We start from the raw sequence: 17390 nt of genomic DNA, 5'->3' as shown, positions 1-17390 counted from the left end.
CGTGGCAGAAAGTCAAACCTATCAAAAACCAATATTAGATGAGAATCATTATAAGTTTATTAATACCCCCAGCCATGCCTGCGCATGTTCAAGAGGAGGAACGGCGGAACGCATCAGCCACGGCGACACGTACGCCTCAAAAAATGAAGCGATCACCAGCACGATCGCCATTGCGGTAACGGAGACGGAATAGGATAAAAACTGAGGATAGATCGTTCCCCGCCGCTGAATCAGCCGGTTTTTCACCAACAGAAGCGAAAACTGCAGGCCGGATACCGCCACAAAAATCATGACCGGAACCACAAGCAGGTTGTGGGGCAAAACCGCCACCATCGCGAACCACAATCCTTTCCAGGAAAGTTGGTTCACCAAAAAACCCACGGTGAAACCGATGCCCAACCCTTTTAAAAACACCAGGATCAAAATCAGTGGCAGCCCCACGATGGACAAACCTAAGATCCACATCAGACCCAGGGTTTTCAGATGATCCCCCATCGCATGTTGAAAGGCGATGCGCGGCTCGGCGATGCTGTTCTGGTTCAACCCTTGAAAGAAATATCCCATATAATGCAGTAAATCTTGTTTTTGTGAATCGGACAGCGTATTGACGATGATCGCCCCGAACACCACGCCCATCACGAATAGTACGGTAACGAAAATATACAGCGACAGCAAGCTTTGTATATGCTGTTGTACCCAGATTCCGAACCGCTTCCGATTGCGTTTCACCCTGTTCCCCTCCTTGTCCTACTCTATTTCTATGAGAGTGGACGGAGAAAAATACCATCGTTTGGGAGAACAGGAGAGAGCGGAATCAGCTGGGTTGGTTTTGGATCTGTTTTACTTTGCCATACATCCCGCCGCCACCCTCGTCAAATTGCAAGCGCTGTTCCCGCGCCAAACGGATATGCTCGGCAATGGACGTCCCGGCGATCGACGCGATCTCTTCAATATCGGCGTGATGGAGGATGCGCATTTCCGAGCCAAACCGGTCCAGCAGCTTGCCCAGCGTTTTGGGACCCAGTTTGGGAATGAACTCCAACGGCACTTGATACACATACGGCGGGCGATGGGCCGGTGGTGTCGAGGGTTGGTCGGCGATTTCCTCTACGCGATCCGATACGCCCTTCACCACCTTGTGCGAACCGCACCGCAGGCATCGCCGGGTTTCCTCAGGCGGCAACAGCGCCTCACAACTGAGACAACGCGTCCGGTAGTACTTGCCCAACTTGGGGTTCAACCCATAGTTGGCTACGACACGGCGGCCGTCTTGTCGCAGCAGTGCCCACTTCAACTCCAAAAAGCTGGGACCAGCGATGCACAGCTCATTGTATTCGCGGCCGATCTTGGGGATGGAATGGGCATCCGAATTGGTGACGAACGTCAGAGCGGACAGCTCGGAAAGCCGGTCAGCCAGTGAACTGTCAGCTGAAAGACCCAATTCGACCGCCGCGATCCGGTCCAGGTCCAACCAATCACGCATCCGGTCCGAGGCACTTCCGTATACACTTTTAAATGGGGTAAACACATGAGCAGGTATCATCAAACCGTCCAGCTGCGTTACTTTCTCCTGAAGATCCCTCACGGGCGCGTAAAGACGCTGAGTGCTCAACTGTACATTTTTCATTCGCTTGGTAAGCCAATGCGTAAACCGCCGAATCGCATCCAATGACGGAAAGTATGCCAATAGATGCGCCGTGCCGAAACCGGGCTCTTTCACTTCAATCTCCGTACCCAGTATGACGACTGTCTCGCCGTAGACCAGTCCCCCGTCCGGATGCTCACGATACACGCCTGCTTCCAGTCGCGTTGCAATTTCTTCCTGCACCGGGGGAGAATGGGCGTCGATGATACCGATCATGTCCAGTCCTTTTCGTTGGGCGGATTCCCTTACGATCTGGTCAAACGTCAGATTGCGTGCGGCGCTGATTTTAACAGGAAGACCACTTTCGGTACGACCGATGTGAATGTGCAGATCGGCGAAAAAGGAGGTCAGACGGGGGGAACGACGCGATGCCCCCGTTTCCCTGTACCCCGCTTCGTTCATCCCTGCATCTCCTTCAATTGCCAATGATACACGGCTGCCACCGTTTTCGCATCGCAAATTTCACCATCAGCGATCCGCTGCCACGCTTCAGGTAAGGTCAGTTCCACCAGTTCCACGAATTCGTCTTGATCCGGTCGAGCCTCTCCCCTCTGCAATCCAGTCGCCACATAGAGATGAATGATCTCATCGGCAAACCCGGGTGAGGTATAAAAAGAAACGAGCGGGGTCATCTCTTCAGCCCGATACCCCGTTTCCTCCTCCAATTCACGAAACGCACACACGCGGGGATCTTCGCCCGGTTCCAGTTTCCCTGCCGGAATCTCCAAGATCGTCTTTTCCAGGGGTTTTCGAAACTGCCGCACCAACACCAGTTTCTTTTCATCCGTGATGGCCACCACCGCGACCGCTCCCGGATGTTTGACGATCTCGCGCTGGGATGTTCTGCCGTCGGGCAAAGTAACTTGATCCACTTGCAGCCGAATGATATTGCCTTCATAAATCGTTTGACTTTTGATCGTTTTTTCCTCCAACCGGCTCATTCCCATTCACTCCCTCACACCTGAATTTTGACCGCCGACAATAACAGACAAACCCTATTATACACCAAGACGAAGGGGATCCGGCGAAATCGGAATCGCTGGCATGGGAAGTGGATAGGATGTTATCAAAGACGATGGAACGGAGGAAAACGGATGAAAATGGCATGGCATACCGACGGTTTCTATTTGGCAGGGAAAGCGAAGGAGATACGAGCATTTTTGGCCCTGGCGGCTTCCGCCTCCCCATCCAACTTGCGACGCTGGTTGTGGAAACAACAAAATCGCCCCTCGTTTTTCGTATGTGAACAGGGATACCTGATCGGGGTCAACAAAAAAGAAACAAGATCTACACCGTCGGGGAAAACATGATATGATAGGCGTCAAAAAGGGGATGTCCAATGGAGATTCGTCTGTTGACCCCGTTGGATGCAGCGGCGTTTCAGTATCTCAGATTGCGGGCGTTAAAAGAGCAGCCAGACGCTTTTGCCGCTACATACGAGGAGACTGCTACACAATCGTTCGAACACGTTGCCAAACGTTTATCCCCCACCCCGGAAGCGTTTATGATTGGGGTCTTTCAAGACGGACAGCTGGTGGGAAACGTGGGTTTCAAACGGGAAAAAGGCAAAAAGTTGCGACATAAAGCGGTTATCTGGGGAATGTATGTCACACCGGAAGTTCGTCGCCAAGGGGTGGGGAAAGCATTGTTGAACGAAATGATCGGCCGCGCTCGGGAGATGGAGGGGTTGGAGCAGCTGATTCTCACCGTGAACGCGGAAAATGAATCAGCCCGCCAATTGTACCGTTCGATGGGATTTCGTGTTTTTCCCACCGAACCAAGGGCGATGAAGGTAGGAAACCGGTATGTCGATGAAGACCATATGATTTTGTTTTTGTGAACGAATCCAATCCATTGGCGAGCTTCTGATCTCCCTGTTCCTTCCCCCTATAGGGGAAACTGTTTTTGGCCCCTTTATAAACTTTATTGTTTACAAATTATAAAAATGGAGTTACGATATTCTCAAGAACCCACTTGAGAATGAGGGATACGCATGATAGAGGTGTTTTTCGACCGAAACTTTCAAAAGCTGTTTTTTGCCAATCTGTTTTCCGGGTTTGGCCAGGGCATGACCATGATCGGGATTTCCTGGTATTTGGTAACGGAGACAGGTTCGGCAAAACAGTTGGGAACCACAATGTTCGTCTCATCCGTCCTGATGTTTTTACTCGGACCATACGTTGGCACACTGATCGACCGCTTCCCCCGCAAAACAATCTTACTTGTTGAAAACGCCGTTGGGTTAGTGATTCTGCTCAGCCTTGCCCTGTGGGGATTCTACGCTCCTTACGGGCAGTGGATGTTGATCGCGTTGTTTATTGTGACCACCCTCATCTTTCAGATTCATTTTCCGACGCAGTCCGCTTTGGTGCAGGAGAAGTTTGAGGAGCGCCACTACCGGTCGATCAACAGTCTCTTGGAGATCGAAAATCAGACGGCCAGCGTCCTGTCGGGCGGGGCGGCAGGCCTGGTTCTCGGATGGTACGGCCTCCCGGTTGTGCTGCTGTTTGACGCCCTCACCTATCTATTGGCATTTTTGCTCATCAGCCGGATGGAGTACGTGTTTACGCTGGAAAAGCATGTACGTGAAAACCCCGGAACGGACTGGCTGGTGCAATTCGCAGAAAGCTGGAGATACATAAAGAAGAAACGCGGGTTTCTGCTGTTCGGCGTCTCCGTGTTCATGCCCTTTATCGCCGTGATGGTGGGCAACCTACTCTCTCCCGTGTTTGTGGCACAAGCGCTTCATGCCGACGCCCTCATCTACTCGCTGCACGAGATGACCTACGCCATCGGAGCAGTGGCAGCCGGGTTTCTCATATCCGGAATGACAAAACGGTTGGGCGATGTTCGTTCACTTGTCGGCAATACCCTCGTGTTTGCCGCAGCCATGATCGCTGTAGTCGTATTCCCCTACGGATGGGTGTACGTTACATTGACCACACTGTTCGGCTGGTGCAATGCATCCGTCCGCCTCGTCCGACAAAACCTGTATATGGTGACGGTCCCCAAACACCTGATGGGACGAGTGCTCAACTTTTTCCAATTGGTGGGCATGATGATACGGCTCGCCCTGATCGGATTGTGTACGCTAATCATCGACTACACCGGCGCAGGAACAGGTTACTTGGTGCTCGCAGGGCTGTTGGTGTTGGCGGCGTGGGGTACCAACGCGTCGACACGGCTGCTTATGCCATCCTCGGTTCAACCAGCCGCGGCACAGGTGAAAGCTTACCATAGATCATAAGCCGGCCTGCTATTTTTCGCTCCTTTTTTCCCTCTCGCTCCTATCTCTCTCTTTTATTAGGGAGGCGGTTCTAAACCACCTGTCGAGTGCGGAGCTTCAAACGAAAAATCGGAGCCTGCGTGTTCGTCAGTACGAACAAAAATGAGGTCCTCCCAAAGGAGGACCTTCACCTCGTCAACGTTTCTCCGCGACCGTCTGGATGATCGACACCACCAGTTCGGCCGCTTTTTCCAACTCAGCAATTGGCATCCGCTCGCTGGTAGTGTGAATGTTTTCATAACCGATGCCCAAGTTAACGGTCGGGACGCCGTAACCGGAGATGACGTTGGCGTCGCTGCCGCCGCCGCTGGCAAGGATCTTCGGATCGCGCCCCACTTTTTTGACCGCGGCAATCGCCGTTTGCACCACTGGATGAGATTCCTCAAACTTGTACGCTGGATACATTTTTTCCGTTTCCACTTCGACACGGGCACCCGCTTCCCGAGCCGCCTCCTCAAAGGCTTGGACCATTTTTTTCACTTGCGCTTCCAGTTTGGCTTCATCGCGGCTGCGTGCTTCCGCTATGATCTCCGCCTGTTCCGCAACCACGTTGGTGGCCGTACCGCCTCGGAACATGCCGATATTGGCCGTTGTCTCCTCATCGATCCGGCCCAACGACATTTTGGAAATGGCGCGGCTGGCCACTTGAATGGCGCTGATCCCGTCTTCCGGGTTCACGCCGGCATGAGCTGCTTTGCCATAAATGGTCGCTTTGATGTGATACTGAGACGGGGCTGATGTGATGATTTCGCCCACCGGTCCGTTGGAGTCCAATGCGAAGCCGAAATCCGCCTTCAACAGCGAACGATCCAACGCTTTGGCTCCGACCAATCCGGATTCTTCCCCGACGGTGATTACCAATTGAATCGTTCCGTGGTCGATACCCTGTTCCCGGATCAAGCGGATACCTTCAAACAGTGCGGCGATTCCCGCTTTGTCGTCACTGCCCAGAATGGTGGTGCCGTCTGAGACGACATAACCGTCCTGAATGGAAGGTTTGATACCTTTGCCCGGTTTCACCGTGTCCATGTGACAGGTGAAATAGACGACAGGGGCATCTTTCACCGTTCCTTCCAGTGTGGCCACTAAATTGCCCGCACCGTGACCGGTTTTCTCAGCAGCATCGTCTTCCACGACGTGAAAGCCCAGCTCTGTCCACTTTCGTTTCAACAGATCGCAGATTTGTCGTTCCTCTTTCGTTTCGCTGTCTGTTTTCACCAGTTCGAAAAACGTTTCCAACAATCGCTCGCGATTGACCAACCGTCTTTCCTCCCGTCTACCGTTCTCCGGTCGCGAAACCGCTCGGCGCGATGCATGACCGTTCGATCCGCCCAAGAGGAGGAACCCGGCACCGTCATCTGCCGCTCTCTGCCCGCCAACCGCCATTCACTCACATCGCTCGGATTGAACAGGAATCGGGTTTCAAACGCCCCCAGCATCTTCACTCGACCCGGTGACTTCTCCTGTTTCACCAGCCGAATGAATGGGGTGCTTCCTTCCCCCGCTAGTACGGGTTTGCCCACCTTTCCGCGATTAAATACATGTACAACCAACGGGATGGTTTTGTCGATGGCCATTGTGTTCTTCCCCGCCTCACAACGGGATATTGCCGTGCTTTTTGGGCGGCCGGCTTTCCCGTTTGTTTCGCAGCATCTCCAGGGCTTCCCGTAGCTTTTTTCGCGTCTCGCGGGGGTCGATCACATCATCCACCATACCCATCGAAGCGGCCACATACGGGTTGGCGAATTTCTCCCGGTATTCGGCGATGCGTGCAGCCCGCGTTGCCTCAGGATTGTCGCTTTCCCGGATTTCCTTGCTGAAGATGATGTTGGCCGCCCCTTCCGGTCCCATCACCGCCACTTCGGCGCTGGGCCAAGCGTAAACGAGATCGGCGCCGATCGCTTTGCTGTTGAGCGCCACGTATGCGCCGCCGTATGCCTTGCGCGTAATGACGGTGATTTTGGGCACGGTCGCCTCCGAGTAAGCATACAGGATTTTGGCTCCGTGACGGATAATGCCACGGTGTTCTTGGTTAACGCCGGGGAAAAACCCGGTCACGTCGACAAACGTGATCAGCGGAATGTTGAAACAATCGCAGAAACGGACAAATCGGCTCAGTTTGTCGGAAGAATCGATGTCCAATCCACCCGCCATCACCTTGGGCTGATTGGCGACAATGCCGACCGTCTGCCCCGCGATGCGCCCAAACCCGACGACGATGTTTCGCGCGAACCGCTCCTGCACTTCCAGAAACGATCCCTCGTCCACCACGCGCCGGATCACTTCCAATACGTCATATACCTTGGTTCCTTCCACCGGTACGACCTCGGCCAGTTCCTCCACCCATCCATCGTCTTCCGGTGCATAGACGCGCGGCGGATCCTCCATGTTATTTTGCGGCAGATAGCTGAGCAGTCGGCGAACCTTATCGAGCGCCTCCGCCTCCGTCGGTGCTGTGAAATGCGCATTTCCGCTCACAGATGCGTGGACCCGTGCTCCGCCGAGATCCTCAGGAGTGATGGTCTCCCCCGTAACCGTTTCAATCACCTTGGGTCCGGTGATAAACATCTGGCTCGTTTTTTCCACCATCACAACGAAATCCGTAATGGCAGGGGAATAGACCGCACCCCCAGCACACGGTCCCATGATGACCGAGATCTGCGGAATCACGCCGGAGTAAATCGAATTACGGTAAAAAATATGTCCGTAACCGTCCAGTGAGACGACCCCTTCTTGAATCCGGGCGCCGCCGGAATCGTTCAATCCGATGATCGGCGCTCCGTTTTTGGCCGCCAAGTCCATTATACGCGCGATTTTCATCGCATGCATCTCACCCAGTGCTCCGCCGAACACCGTGAAGTCTTGAGCAAATACATATACAGGCCGACCGTTGATTTTTCCGTACCCCGTGACCACCCCTTCGCCTGGAGCGGACACCTTGTCCATCCCGAAATGAGTCGCCCGGTGCTCTACAAACGGGTTGAGCTCCACGAATGTACCTTCATCCAACAGCAGATCGATCCGTTCCCGGGCGGTCAGCTTCCCCTTTTCGTGCTGGGAGCGAATTTTTTCTTCTCCCCCGCCCATCTCCACTCGACGTCTTTTTTCTGCCAATTCCTCAATTTTTTCGTACACGGTTTCTCCCCCTTCCATTGGAGACGCTGATCAACCCTTCACCCTGTATATCGGGTCCTCGCGTCTATTCCAAATCCGAATCCGTCCCGTGTTCACACAACTCGAACAGGACACCGCCTGTCGACTTGGGATGGAGGAAGGCCACCTTCGCGTTGTGCGCTCCTTGCTTCGGCCGCTCGTGGATGAGCCGGACCCCCTGATCCGCCAACTCGGACAGGCGCCTTTCGATGTCGTCTACCTCCAACGCGATATGATGGATGCCCTCTCCCCGCTTTTCCAGATGCTTCGCGATGGCGCTTTCCGGCGACAGAGGCTCCAACAGCTCGATCCGCGTTTCACCGATCCGGAAAAAGGCGACGCGGACCTGCTCGCTCTCCACCGTCTCCGTTCCTTCCCATTCCAGGCCCAATATATCGCAGTACAGGGGAATCGCCTCATCCAAACTACGCACAGCAATACCGATGTGACTAATCTGGTGGGGTGCCTGCCGGCGATTCATGTTCGTGCCTCCCTCGTTTTCACTGCTTGACGGATAAACTCCGCCGTCTCCCGTGTAGTCGTGCCGGATGTGAACACCTCCGCGATCCCGTGCTGTTTCAGAAACGGTATATCCTCCTTCGGTATGACCCCGCCACCGATCACAATGATGTCGTCGGCCCCTTGTTCCTTCAACAGACGCGTTACTTCCGGAAACAATTCGTTATGCGCTCCGGACAAACAGGATAGACCGATGACGTCCACATCTTCCTGAATCGCCGTTGCCACGATCTGTGCGGGCGATTGGCGCAAACCTGTATAGATCACCTCCATCCCTTCGTCGCGAAGCGCCTGCGCAATGATCAACGCACCGCGGTCATGTCCGTCCAATCCGGGTTTAGCAACCAACACGCGAATGGGTCGATTCATACCGTACACCGCCTTCTTTCTTTTCATCCCGATTACACCGGTTGATATTCGCCGAAGACGTCACGCAACGCATGGCAAATCTCCCCTACCGTAGCGTACGCCTTCACACAAGCGAGAATGTGGGGCATCAGGTTGTCCGTTCCTTCCGCCGCTCGTTTCAACGCGGCCAGTGTCTCATGCACGCGCTGCCCGTCCCGTCTTGCGCGCAATGACTGCACGCGTTCCACCTGTTTCCGCTCCAGAGCTGGATCGACGCGATGCAAAGGAGGCTGGGGTTCGTCTTTCAATTGGAACCGGTTCATGCCGACTACCACTTCTTCACCGGACTCAATTCTGCGCTGGGTCTCCAATGCAACGCGGTGGATTTCCCGTTGCATGTACCCTTGCTCCACTGCAGCCACTGCACCACCCAAATCATCAATCTGTTGAATGTAGCGAACCGCTTCTTCTTCGATCCGGTCTGTCAGCGCCTCGACAAAATAAGAACCGCCCAACGGATCTACCGTATCGGCCACCCCGCTCTCATAGGCGATGATCTGCTGGGTACGGAGGGCGATCCGTGCCGATTCTTCAGTCGGGAGTGCCAATGCTTCGTCGCGGGCATTGGTGTGCAGGCTTTGCGTTCCGCCCAAGACTGCTGCCAGCGCCTGCAATGTGACGCGGACGATGTTGTTGTCCGGTTGTTGCGCGGTCAATGTGGAGCCGCCGGTCTGTGTGTGAAAACGCAGTTGCCACGACCGGGGATCGCGGGCACCGAACCGTTCGCGCATGATGCGGGCCCACAAACGGCGTGCGGCGCGGAACTTGGCAATTTCCTCGAAAAAGTGATTGTGTGCGTTGAAGAAAAACGACAGCCGCGGCGCGAACTGATCCACGTCCAATCCCGCTTTTACCGCCGCTTCCACATAGGCGATGCCGTTGGCCAGCGTAAATGCGACCTCCTGTACGGCCGTCGAACCGGCTTCCCGAATGTGGTATCCGCTGATGCTGATGGTGTTCCACTTGGGCACGTGTTCCGCACAATAGGCGAAGACGTCCGTGATCATCCTCATCGACGGTTGGGGTGGAAAGATGTACGTTCCCCGGGCAATGTATTCCTTCAGGATGTCGTTTTGAATCGTGCCACGCAACTGGTGGGAAGGAACGCCCTGTTTCTCCCCGACGGCAATGTACATCGCCAACAACACGCTGGCCGGTGCATTGATCGTCATGGAGGTGCTGACCTGATCCAGAGGAATCCCTTCCAGCAAGCGTTCCATATCTTCCAACGAATCGATCGCCACCCCGACTTTCCCCACTTCCCCTTTTGCCATGGGGTGATCGGAGTCGTACCCGATCTGTGTGGGCAGATCGAATGCGACGCTCAATCCCGTCTGTCCTTGCTCCAACAGATAACGGAAACGCCGGTTGGTCTCCTCCGCAGAACCAAATCCCGCATACTGGCGCATCGTCCAGAAGCGTCCGCGATACATGGTTGGCCGGATGCCGCGGGTATACGGATATTCGCCGGGAAACCCGATCCGTTCCCAATCTGACGAATTTTCGGCGCTTCCGACATATAACCGATCTACTTCAATTCCGGAAGAGGTGACGAAAGATTGCTTTCGTTCCGGAAATTTTGCCACAAAAGATTCGGTTTTCTCTTTCCACTCCCGGTAAGCGTCATCGAATGTCCGCTTGGTCACCGTATATCCTCCAATCGTTCTTTCATTTGGGTGATATCTGTCAAATCCGAAAGAAATGAATGCGCTGTCACCTATTAATATACCAAAAAATCTTTCATCTGGGGCGGTTTCGTTCGATGGACAACCGGCAATAAATGGGCTACAATGTACACTTGAGGTGATGGAGATCGTGCGACCGTTCTGGATCAAATTTGTCGCTTACCTCATCATATTGACGATGGTGATCAGTACGGTATTGTTTAGTCTCGCATTTGCGATTTGACAAAACGTCATCATCAAGGGTCTGTGTATTTCGGCGGGAATTGATTATACTGAGAGTGGGTAACGGAAAACGAGGCGGAGATCATCGTCAAGAAAGCAGGTGAAAATGGTATGTACATGGTCGTCATTTTGGTTTTGATGTGCATTCTGGCCGTGCGCGGAGTCTTGTACAATAAGCGCACCCAAAACAAAAGCGGTTTCATTATCGGCGGAATTTTTACTGCGGGACTGATTGGGGTCACCCTGCTCGCCCTTTATGATACGTTTGTGGGATTGCAGTGAGGAAACGCAAACCGTTTCCCAGCCTATTGATTCCAGTCGAAAGGCTACGGAGTAGAGACGGGAAACGGTCCTCTAGAGAAAAATCCAGGATCACGGCTTCCGATGGGAAGCCGTTTTTGTGCTTCAATGGGGATCAACACGTTCTCGGTTTCATTATATGTTCGTTCCTTTTGTCAGTCCAGATTCTCCTCAATCAGCCGCTCCACGATGACGCAATCCACCCATCGGCCATTCCGTTTTCCGTGTTTCTCATACACGCCAACCTCTCGAAATCCGCACGATTGGCACAAGGCACGACTGGCATGATTGAAATCGAATATGCGGGAAACCAGCTTCCAATAGCCGCGCCGGGCACATGCCTCCACAAGCGCCTGAAGCAATTGTTTCCCAATGCCTTTGCCCTGATGGCTTTCATCGACATAGATCGAAAACTCCCCCACTCCGTGGTAGCAATCGCGCTCGCGATAAGGATGCACACTTGCCCATCCGACGACCTGTCCTTCTGTTTCCGCCACCAAGATGGGGTGATACTCCTCCTGTTGCTCAATCCACCGACACCGTTCTTCCACGGTGACCGTCCTCGTTTCAAATGTAGCGTTTCCCGAGCGAATGCCTGCATTGTAGATGCGCGCGATGGCCCCTGCATCATGGAGAAGTGCGAGTCGAATGTGCAGGTTCACCTATCCCTCTTCCTTTTCGGTTTGGTTGGTTCCGCTCTTCCTTGCCAACGTCCGCTTTTTTCTTACCTTGAATGATCAAAAAAGCGGGTTGGGTCATGAGCCGCTCATATACCGCCAAGTCCACCTGTTTCAATTCTTCGATCGGTTGCGGTTCCACCACCTTTTCCACATCAAACCACTGCAAGGTATCCGCGAAGATACGTCCCAACGGCCGCCGGTAAAAAGGTACTTCCACCTTTTGATCCCCCGCGGTCCACTGATCCCGTAATAAAGTAAGCGCAAAATAGTCCGTTTGATCGAATTGCACAAAATCCATGAAAGGGTGATGAGTAGAAAACAGCAGTCGTCCGTTCGGTTTCAACACCCTGGCAAATTCGGCAAAAACGGACGTCCAATCGGGCAAATAGTGCAATGTCAATGAACAAACAATCCAATCGAATTGTTCCGTTTCAAATGGAAGCGGTTCTTCCAGATTGTGCAATCTCACGTCAACTCGGTCGCCCAATCGCCGTTTTGCCGCCTCCACCATACGGGGGCTCGCATCGATAGCCGTCACGCAGGCTCCCAATCGAAGTAACTGCTCACTGTACCACCCCGCGGCGCAACCTGCATCCAACACATGCAACCCTGACAGATCGTCCGGCAGTAGCCTCATCATCGCCGGCCGCTCGTAAAAGGCGTTATACGGTCGAATCCCATCGGTCTCTTTTTCGTACCGATCGGCCAATGCATCAAAAGCTTCCGTCACTTGCCTGTTCAATCCGCATCCCTCCCGTTCTTTTAAAGATTGGCGTACAAACTCCGGGTTCCCTTTTTCCTCTGTCCACTAAGGTGACAGCAAATTGAACAGAGGGATTTCGGTGTCAGAGAGCTAACGAAAGGATCGCGGTCCATGCCTACGCCTGTTCCATGATAGCGCTGGATCGGGAGATTCCGGTATACCATTCCGATGAGCCTCCCAGCCTCCAGCTTTTTCAGGAGCTCATCACCCAGCCGATTACCGCGTATAAGATGGCACTGGCGATGCCGACGATGAGAGAGGCGATCAGTTTTTGATGAGCGTACTTCATCAGGGGCAGCTTCATGACGGTAGCCATGGCGACGGTGTTGTCGCTCAATGGGGAGGCGAACCCGCCGAAGCTGCCGCTGGCAAAAACGGCTCCGGTGATGAGGGGAAGCGAGGTGTGGGTAACGGCGGCCAGGGAAAAGCCCAGGGGCATCAGGATAGCCCACGCCCCGAAGCTGGAGCCGATGATGTAGGAGATGAGGCAGCCCACCAGGAACAGAACAGGGGCTAACCACAGGGATGGGACAACGTGCTCGATCAGGTTTTTCGTATAGGTGATAAAGCCCAGGTCCGTCGAGACTGCTGTCAAGGCCCAGACGAGGGCGAGCAGGACGTTCACGCCCATCATCTCGTTACCCCCTTGCAAAAAGCCGAAGAGGACGCGCTCGATCGGCTGCCGGTACTGGGCGTACCAGATAAAGGAGAGAACCAGGGTGATGAATACGGCTTCCAACATCGCTTTGCCCGCATCTGCCTTGGTCAGGGCTCCCCAGAAGGAGTGTATTTTGGTGTACCCGTCCCACCAGGTCAGAAAAAAGGTGAATCCGAGCAGCAGACAGAGGGGGACGATTAGGTGGATGGCGTTGGGAGTGGCTGACTCAGAAACGATTTCCACCGGATCCGGAAAGTCGCTGTCGGGTTCGTGTTCGCTGCTGGCGGCGACGATTTTTTTCTCTGCCACCTCCTTGTCCTGCTTGCACAAATCTTGAAAGTAACCGACCTGGGGGGAGGTACGGAAGGGGGTGCGGATGCCGGGAGGATCATCCTTGGGATCTGCGGCGCTCTTTTCGTCGGACTTTCCTTTGAAAAAGGTGAGATAGAGGGTGTAGACCAGCATCAGGATCGAAAAGAAGTTAAAGGGGATGCTCTGAAGAAAAACCTGATAAGGGGTGACGCTGAGGCCTTGATGGTGGGCGGAATCGGCGATCAACCCGACCATGTACCCAACAAAAGCCGTTCCGATGGGGATCAAGGCGATCAAGGGAGTCGAGGTGGCATCGATGATAAAAGCCACTTTGGTTTCGGCGATCTTCAACCGCTGGAACACCTCTTTCATCACGGGGCCGACGGTGATGATGCGAAAGTCGGGCGCCATGAAGGTGGCCAGCGAGGACAGCCAGGTCAGGCCGAAGGCACCGCGGGCGGATCGGATGCGGCGGTTCATCCATAGGGCGAATCCGGATACCCCGCCCGTTACGCGAACCAATCCGATAAAGGCTCCGAAGCCGTACAGAAAGAGGAGTAACCGAAGGTTGTCGGGCGACGTCACTTCCTTGACTAGGTAGTGGATCGCCACTTCAATTCCCCCGAGCCAGGTCAATTTTTTCATATACGCCCCGACGAGCAGGCCAGCCAACAAGCCGATCAATACCTGCCGCGTCAGCATTGCCAGCGGAATTACGATGAGAAAAGGCAAAAGCGACCAGAAGGACCCATGCATAGACCGTCCACTCCCCATGTGGAATATGTTGCTACCATAGCCTGCTCCGAGAATAGGAAAATCATTCTGAGCCCGTTTCCGCCTTTTTCAATAAAAACACTCTCAAACCAGGGAAAACCTGTTCGAATTCGGGCTCCGGGGACTTCATCGAACGATCGACCGCAGCCAGGATACAGACAAAATTATCAGAATTAATTATAATATAAATGACTGTTTCTTGACTGTTTCTGTGAAAGGAGAGTTGTGCAGTAGAAGAAAAAACGCATTCATACCCTTTACGAAAAAGTCGGTATCATGGGCCCCTCATCGTTTTTATGTATGAAACGTTTGCCAATGTAGCATCGGTGTGATGTAAAGACATATTGCGGGAAGAGGAGAATAATCGAGCATGGTTTCCCTGCAACAGCATTTCCCGTTCCCTTTGGAGGAGGATCGGTATCTCTATTCGAACAATCTGAAACCACTCGACCCGCCGTGCTGCATCCAGGTAACCACCGAGTATTTCGATGAAGTCGCCGAGAAGCGCCGCTTGCTCGAGGCTCATCCGGAACGCTGCTTCCACGCGCTTCCGGGAACGCTGGCGGCACAGTGGGAAGTGGTGGATGCGGTTGTTCACCAGTTGGTGGAGAACTATCCTGACTGTTTCATGATCGAGAAGCGGGACGACGAATGGACATTCCGAAACCTGTTGCTGAACGAGACCGAGCGATTCACGTTTGGTGATGCGAGTACACTCCCGGTGCAGCCGCTTGACTGGATTGGCCGGCATGTGCAGGAAGATTTGTTAATTATGGTCCAACGTGATGACGACGTCTACCTCGAAGCTGGGCAACTTTGCTTCCCAAGCGTTTGGTCACTCACGTTCGATCTCGGAATGGCGTTCCAGGAAATCCACAGACCCGTGCCGTGGAGTAACGAACTGGCTGAAAAGATCCGGAAGTTTTTGCTGCGGGTCGAGGCGGGAAAGCCGTGGACACGCCTGAACTGGACCTTGCAGGTTGGTAGACGACTCCACATTCCGCTGGAGACGTTTGACGAGTGGGGGCCGGCACGGTACCGTGTGACACCGGAGAATGTGGCCGACGAGGTACAGCTTCGCGTCGAGGAGCAGTGTGTGCTGCGGCTTCCGGGAAGCAATGCCTTGCTGTTTAGCATTCACACCTACCTGAAATCGGTGGGAGAAGTGTGTGAACATCCGGATTGGGCGCACAAGTTATATTCGGTTCTCGTCACGCTCCCGGAACAGATCATCACGTACAAAGGATTGTCAGCATATCGAGAGCAGGTCATCGATTACCTGGGGCGATGCCTATGACGGAGCGCTCTCTAGATTCTCTGTCACCCTTCGAGATCCGCCGCCGTTGCCGAAAACACCTGGTATTTGTCGATAATCACGGGGTAGTGGATGTGTTTCCCGATGTCCGGCGGATGGCCGCCACGGGATGTCCCGTCGAATGGAACCTTGTCGGGGAAAGCGCGGGAGAGACAGACGACCCCTGCATTGACGCCCTCATCTCGGCCAAGCGTTCGTGGCCGCATGTCGGTGACTCGGACGCACTTCGGATGTATCTGGAACATCAGCCGATGGGGACCCACCTGTACATCGCTGCCTCCTGGGTGTCAGCTCGATCGCTCGCCCGAATTGCCGAAATGGTGGGTTATGCCAAAGAAGATATCCAGATCCGAGGCTATGGACAAAAGTACCAGAAGGTTTTTTGCATTGCCTGTTACACCATCAATCCTATCGGTGACGCACCAACCGTGATTTGCCGGCAGTGTGGAAAGATGATTTCGGTGTCGGATCACTATTCCAGACGGTTGGATGCCGTTCTCGGCTACCTGATGCTCAACAACAAAACGAAGAAGGAGAATCCATGAGACAGGATGCCATTCTGACCGTCCGCGTCGCGCGGATCGACGAAGAGACCCCGGTGGTAAAACGATTCACGCTGGTGCCTGTGGGGACGGACCGGTTGCCTCCGTTTTCGGCAGGTGCCCACATCACCACGTTCGCCGTCTTCGACGGCCGCGTTTTCGAGCGAAACTACTCACTTTGCAACGATCCGGTCATGCGCAATGTGTACCAGATTGCCATTCGCCGTTCCGACAACTCACAGGGGGGCTCCGCCGGCTGGCACGACTGTATACGCGTGGGTGACATTGTTCGCATCAGCCCGCCGAAAAACCATTTTCCGCTGAGCCAGCGCGCAAGGCACCATGTGTTCCTGGCAGCGGGGATTGGCATCACGCCATTTCTGTCAATGATGGCGGACCTCCAGGCCAAAAACGGGTCGTTCGAACTGCACTACGCCGCACGATCCCGCTCGTATTGCGCTTTTCGTGAGTTTATTCAGGCTCGCTATCCAAAGAGCTGTTTCTATTTTTCCGAAGACGGGATGCGGTTAACGCCGAACGTTCTCCGCGGCGCCAGGGTTGGTACGCACGTTTACTTGTGCGGCCCTGCTTCCTTCATCCAGGAGTTTTCTCAGCAAGCGGAGGAGCTCGGATTTCCGAAGAGCAACATCCACGTCGAACAATTTACGGCCCCGAAGCCGGAAAATCCACGCCCGTTTGTGGTATCGCTGCGCAAATCAGGTCGGGATGTGGAAGTTGCGGCGCACGAGACGCTGCTCGCCGCTCTCCTGCGCGCGGGGATTCGGGTCCGTTACGCGTGCCGCGTCGGAGGATGCGGAACTTGCGAGATCGGCGTCGTCGAAGGGGCGATAGACCATCGGGATTTTTACCTGACGGATGAAGAAAAGGCCTCAAACCGGTCGATCATCGCGTGTGTCTCACGAGCGGCAGGCGACAGCCTCGTGCTGGATCTCTGATAATACTGATAAATCTTTTCTGTAATCCGGACAAGATGGTGACGAGCGCGAAAGGAGATACCCGTCAGGAAGGATCGCCCGTGCCGCACATTGGAGCGGAGTATACAAACATTCGGTACTATGATCAGAATTTTCGAATGGATTTAAGAAACCTCTTTCAGAAATATGGATG

The 17390-nt window shown here is 54.0% G+C and carries 20 protein-coding genes; 8 read left to right on the top strand and 12 right to left on the bottom strand.

Features of this window, described 5'->3' with window-relative positions:
* Positions 1–48 precede the first annotated feature (48 nt).
* From spoIIM to NWF35_RS09385, 3 genes are all read right to left on the bottom strand, one after another.
* Positions 49–729 carry a stage II sporulation protein M gene (spoIIM, locus tag NWF35_RS09395; protein WP_301238802.1) on the bottom strand — a complete coding sequence of 227 codons (681 nt, stop codon included), beginning with the start codon at positions 727–729 and terminating at the stop codon, positions 49–51.
* A gap of 85 nt (positions 730–814) precedes the next feature.
* Positions 815–2047 carry an endonuclease Q family protein gene (locus NWF35_RS09390; protein WP_301238801.1) on the bottom strand — a complete coding sequence of 411 codons (1233 nt, stop codon included), beginning with the start codon at positions 2045–2047 and terminating at the stop codon, positions 815–817.
* A complete protein-coding gene (locus NWF35_RS09385) occupies positions 2044–2586 on the bottom strand; it encodes an NUDIX domain-containing protein (protein WP_301238800.1) in 543 nt (180 codons plus the stop codon). Before NWF35_RS09385 ends, NWF35_RS09390 begins: the two co-directional genes overlap by 4 nt.
* A gap of 153 nt (positions 2587–2739) precedes the next feature.
* Here NWF35_RS09385 and mciZ point away from each other — a divergent pair, with 153 nt between their 5' ends.
* The 3 genes from mciZ (at position 2740) to NWF35_RS09370 (ending at position 4892) form a co-directional block, all read left to right on the top strand.
* A complete protein-coding gene (gene mciZ, locus NWF35_RS09380; RefSeq protein WP_301238799.1) occupies positions 2740–2955 on the top strand; it encodes a Z-ring formation inhibitor MciZ in 216 nt (71 codons plus the stop codon).
* Between the two features lie 29 nt (positions 2956–2984).
* Positions 2985–3485, top strand: coding sequence for a GNAT family N-acetyltransferase (locus tag NWF35_RS09375; protein ID WP_301238798.1), 501 nt, complete (start codon positions 2985–2987; stop codon positions 3483–3485).
* Between the two features lie 153 nt (positions 3486–3638).
* Positions 3639–4892, top strand: a complete 1254-nt coding sequence (locus tag NWF35_RS09370; RefSeq protein WP_301238797.1) for an MFS transporter — start codon at positions 3639–3641, stop codon at positions 4890–4892.
* Between the two features lie 174 nt (positions 4893–5066).
* Here NWF35_RS09370 and NWF35_RS09365 read toward each other — a convergent pair whose 3' ends face one another.
* The 6 genes from NWF35_RS09365 to NWF35_RS09340 are packed head-to-tail and all read right to left on the bottom strand — an operon-like array spanning position 5067 to position 10597.
* Positions 5067–6191 carry a M20/M25/M40 family metallo-hydrolase gene (locus tag NWF35_RS09365; RefSeq protein ID WP_301238796.1) on the bottom strand — a complete coding sequence of 375 codons (1125 nt, stop codon included), beginning with the start codon at positions 6189–6191 and terminating at the stop codon, positions 5067–5069.
* A complete protein-coding gene (locus tag NWF35_RS09360; RefSeq protein ID WP_301238795.1) occupies positions 6146–6508 on the bottom strand; it encodes a hypothetical protein in 363 nt (120 codons plus the stop codon). The genes NWF35_RS09365 and NWF35_RS09360 overlap by 46 nt, the downstream gene beginning before the upstream one ends.
* Positions 6509–6524: 16 nt before the next feature.
* A complete protein-coding gene (locus NWF35_RS09355) occupies positions 6525–8084 on the bottom strand; it encodes an acyl-CoA carboxylase subunit beta (RefSeq protein ID WP_301238794.1) in 1560 nt (519 codons plus the stop codon).
* 46 nt (positions 8085–8130) lie between these two features.
* Positions 8131–8565 (bottom strand): methylmalonyl-CoA epimerase, encoded by a 435-nt coding sequence (mce, locus tag NWF35_RS09350; protein WP_301238793.1) that lies wholly within the window; start codon positions 8563–8565, stop codon positions 8131–8133.
* Positions 8562–8999 (bottom strand): cobalamin B12-binding domain-containing protein, encoded by a 438-nt coding sequence (locus tag NWF35_RS09345; RefSeq protein ID WP_301238792.1) that lies wholly within the window; start codon positions 8997–8999, stop codon positions 8562–8564. The genes mce and NWF35_RS09345 overlap by 4 nt, the downstream gene beginning before the upstream one ends.
* A gap of 5 nt (positions 9000–9004) precedes the next feature.
* Entirely contained in the window at positions 9005–10597 is a 1593-nt protein-coding gene (locus NWF35_RS09340) for an acyl-CoA mutase large subunit family protein (RefSeq protein WP_435873872.1), read from the bottom strand.
* A 229-nt stretch (positions 10598–10826) separates the two neighbouring features.
* Between NWF35_RS09340 and prli42 the strand changes: the two genes are divergently transcribed.
* Complete coding sequence (gene prli42, locus NWF35_RS09335; protein ID WP_301238790.1) at positions 10827–10919, top strand: stressosome-associated protein Prli42; 93 nt, start codon at positions 10827–10829, stop codon at positions 10917–10919.
* Between the two features lie 110 nt (positions 10920–11029).
* The gene (locus NWF35_RS09330) at positions 11030–11200 is read left to right on the top strand and encodes a hypothetical protein (protein ID WP_205495107.1); all 171 of its coding nucleotides are present in this window, start codon (positions 11030–11032) and stop codon (positions 11198–11200) included.
* 173 nt (positions 11201–11373) lie between these two features.
* Here the strand turns inward: NWF35_RS09330 and NWF35_RS09325 are convergent, their stop codons facing one another.
* The 3 genes from NWF35_RS09325 to NWF35_RS09315 all read right to left on the bottom strand — a co-directional run bounded on the left by NWF35_RS09325 (position 11374) and on the right by NWF35_RS09315 (position 14387).
* Positions 11374–11880: an arsinothricin resistance N-acetyltransferase ArsN1 family A gene (locus NWF35_RS09325; protein ID WP_301238789.1), complete on the bottom strand. Its 507-nt coding sequence runs from the start codon at positions 11878–11880 to the stop codon at positions 11374–11376.
* Positions 11846–12640: a class I SAM-dependent methyltransferase gene (locus tag NWF35_RS09320; RefSeq protein ID WP_301238788.1), complete on the bottom strand. Its 795-nt coding sequence runs from the start codon at positions 12638–12640 to the stop codon at positions 11846–11848. Before NWF35_RS09320 ends, NWF35_RS09325 begins: the two co-directional genes overlap by 35 nt.
* A 214-nt stretch (positions 12641–12854) precedes the next feature.
* Positions 12855–14387 carry a Na+/H+ antiporter NhaC family protein gene (locus NWF35_RS09315; protein WP_301238787.1) on the bottom strand — a complete coding sequence of 511 codons (1533 nt, stop codon included), beginning with the start codon at positions 14385–14387 and terminating at the stop codon, positions 12855–12857.
* A gap of 388 nt (positions 14388–14775) precedes the next feature.
* Here NWF35_RS09315 and NWF35_RS09310 point away from each other — a divergent pair, with 388 nt between their 5' ends.
* The 3 genes from NWF35_RS09310 to NWF35_RS09300 are packed head-to-tail and all read left to right on the top strand — an operon-like array spanning position 14776 to position 17218.
* Positions 14776–15702 (top strand): heme-dependent oxidative N-demethylase family protein, encoded by a 927-nt coding sequence (locus tag NWF35_RS09310; RefSeq protein WP_301238786.1) that lies wholly within the window; start codon positions 14776–14778, stop codon positions 15700–15702.
* Entirely contained in the window at positions 15699–16265 is a 567-nt protein-coding gene (locus NWF35_RS09305; protein WP_301238785.1) for a hypothetical protein, read from the top strand. The genes NWF35_RS09310 and NWF35_RS09305 overlap by 4 nt, the downstream gene beginning before the upstream one ends.
* Positions 16163–17218: a PDR/VanB family oxidoreductase gene (locus NWF35_RS09300; RefSeq protein ID WP_301238784.1), complete on the top strand. Its 1056-nt coding sequence runs from the start codon at positions 16163–16165 to the stop codon at positions 17216–17218. The genes NWF35_RS09305 and NWF35_RS09300 overlap by 103 nt, the downstream gene beginning before the upstream one ends.
* The last annotated feature ends 172 nt before the right edge of the window (positions 17219–17390 follow it).

It is taken from the genome of Polycladomyces subterraneus (assembly GCF_030433435.1).
Lineage (GTDB): Bacteria > Bacillota > Bacilli > Thermoactinomycetales > JIR-001 > Polycladomyces > Polycladomyces subterraneus.
Note: the sequence above shows the minus strand (reverse complement) of the source record. Positions and strands in the feature narration are given on the sequence as shown.

Excerpts from the sequence above, each read along its gene's own strand:
- NWF35_RS09345 (WP_301238792.1), bottom strand. The coding sequence starts at position 8,999 with ATGAAAAGAAAGAAGGCGGTGTACGGTATGAATCGACCCATTCGCGTG.
- NWF35_RS09360 (WP_301238795.1), bottom strand. The coding sequence starts at position 6,508 with ATGGCCATCGACAAAACCATCCCGTTGGTTGTACATGTATTTAATCGC.
- NWF35_RS09370 (WP_301238797.1), top strand. The coding sequence starts at position 3,639 with ATGATAGAGGTGTTTTTCGACCGAAACTTTCAAAAGCTGTTTTTTGCC.
- mciZ (WP_301238799.1), top strand. The coding sequence starts at position 2,740 with ATGAAAATGGCATGGCATACCGACGGTTTCTATTTGGCAGGGAAAGCG.
- NWF35_RS09385 (WP_301238800.1), bottom strand. The coding sequence starts at position 2,586 with ATGAGCCGGTTGGAGGAAAAAACGATCAAAAGTCAAACGATTTATGAA.
- mce (WP_301238793.1), bottom strand. The coding sequence starts at position 8,565 with ATGAATCGCCGGCAGGCACCCCACCAGATTAGTCACATCGGTATTGCT.
- NWF35_RS09310 (WP_301238786.1), top strand. The coding sequence starts at position 14,776 with ATGGTTTCCCTGCAACAGCATTTCCCGTTCCCTTTGGAGGAGGATCGG.
- NWF35_RS09390 (WP_301238801.1), bottom strand. The coding sequence starts at position 2,047 with ATGAACGAAGCGGGGTACAGGGAAACGGGGGCATCGCGTCGTTCCCCC.
- NWF35_RS09330 (WP_205495107.1), top strand. The coding sequence starts at position 11,030 with ATGTACATGGTCGTCATTTTGGTTTTGATGTGCATTCTGGCCGTGCGC.
- NWF35_RS09355 (WP_301238794.1), bottom strand. The coding sequence starts at position 8,084 with ATGGAAGGGGGAGAAACCGTGTACGAAAAAATTGAGGAATTGGCAGAA.
- NWF35_RS09375 (WP_301238798.1), top strand. The coding sequence starts at position 2,985 with ATGGAGATTCGTCTGTTGACCCCGTTGGATGCAGCGGCGTTTCAGTAT.
- NWF35_RS09305 (WP_301238785.1), top strand. The coding sequence starts at position 15,699 with ATGACGGAGCGCTCTCTAGATTCTCTGTCACCCTTCGAGATCCGCCGC.
- NWF35_RS09315 (WP_301238787.1), bottom strand. The coding sequence starts at position 14,387 with ATGCATGGGTCCTTCTGGTCGCTTTTGCCTTTTCTCATCGTAATTCCG.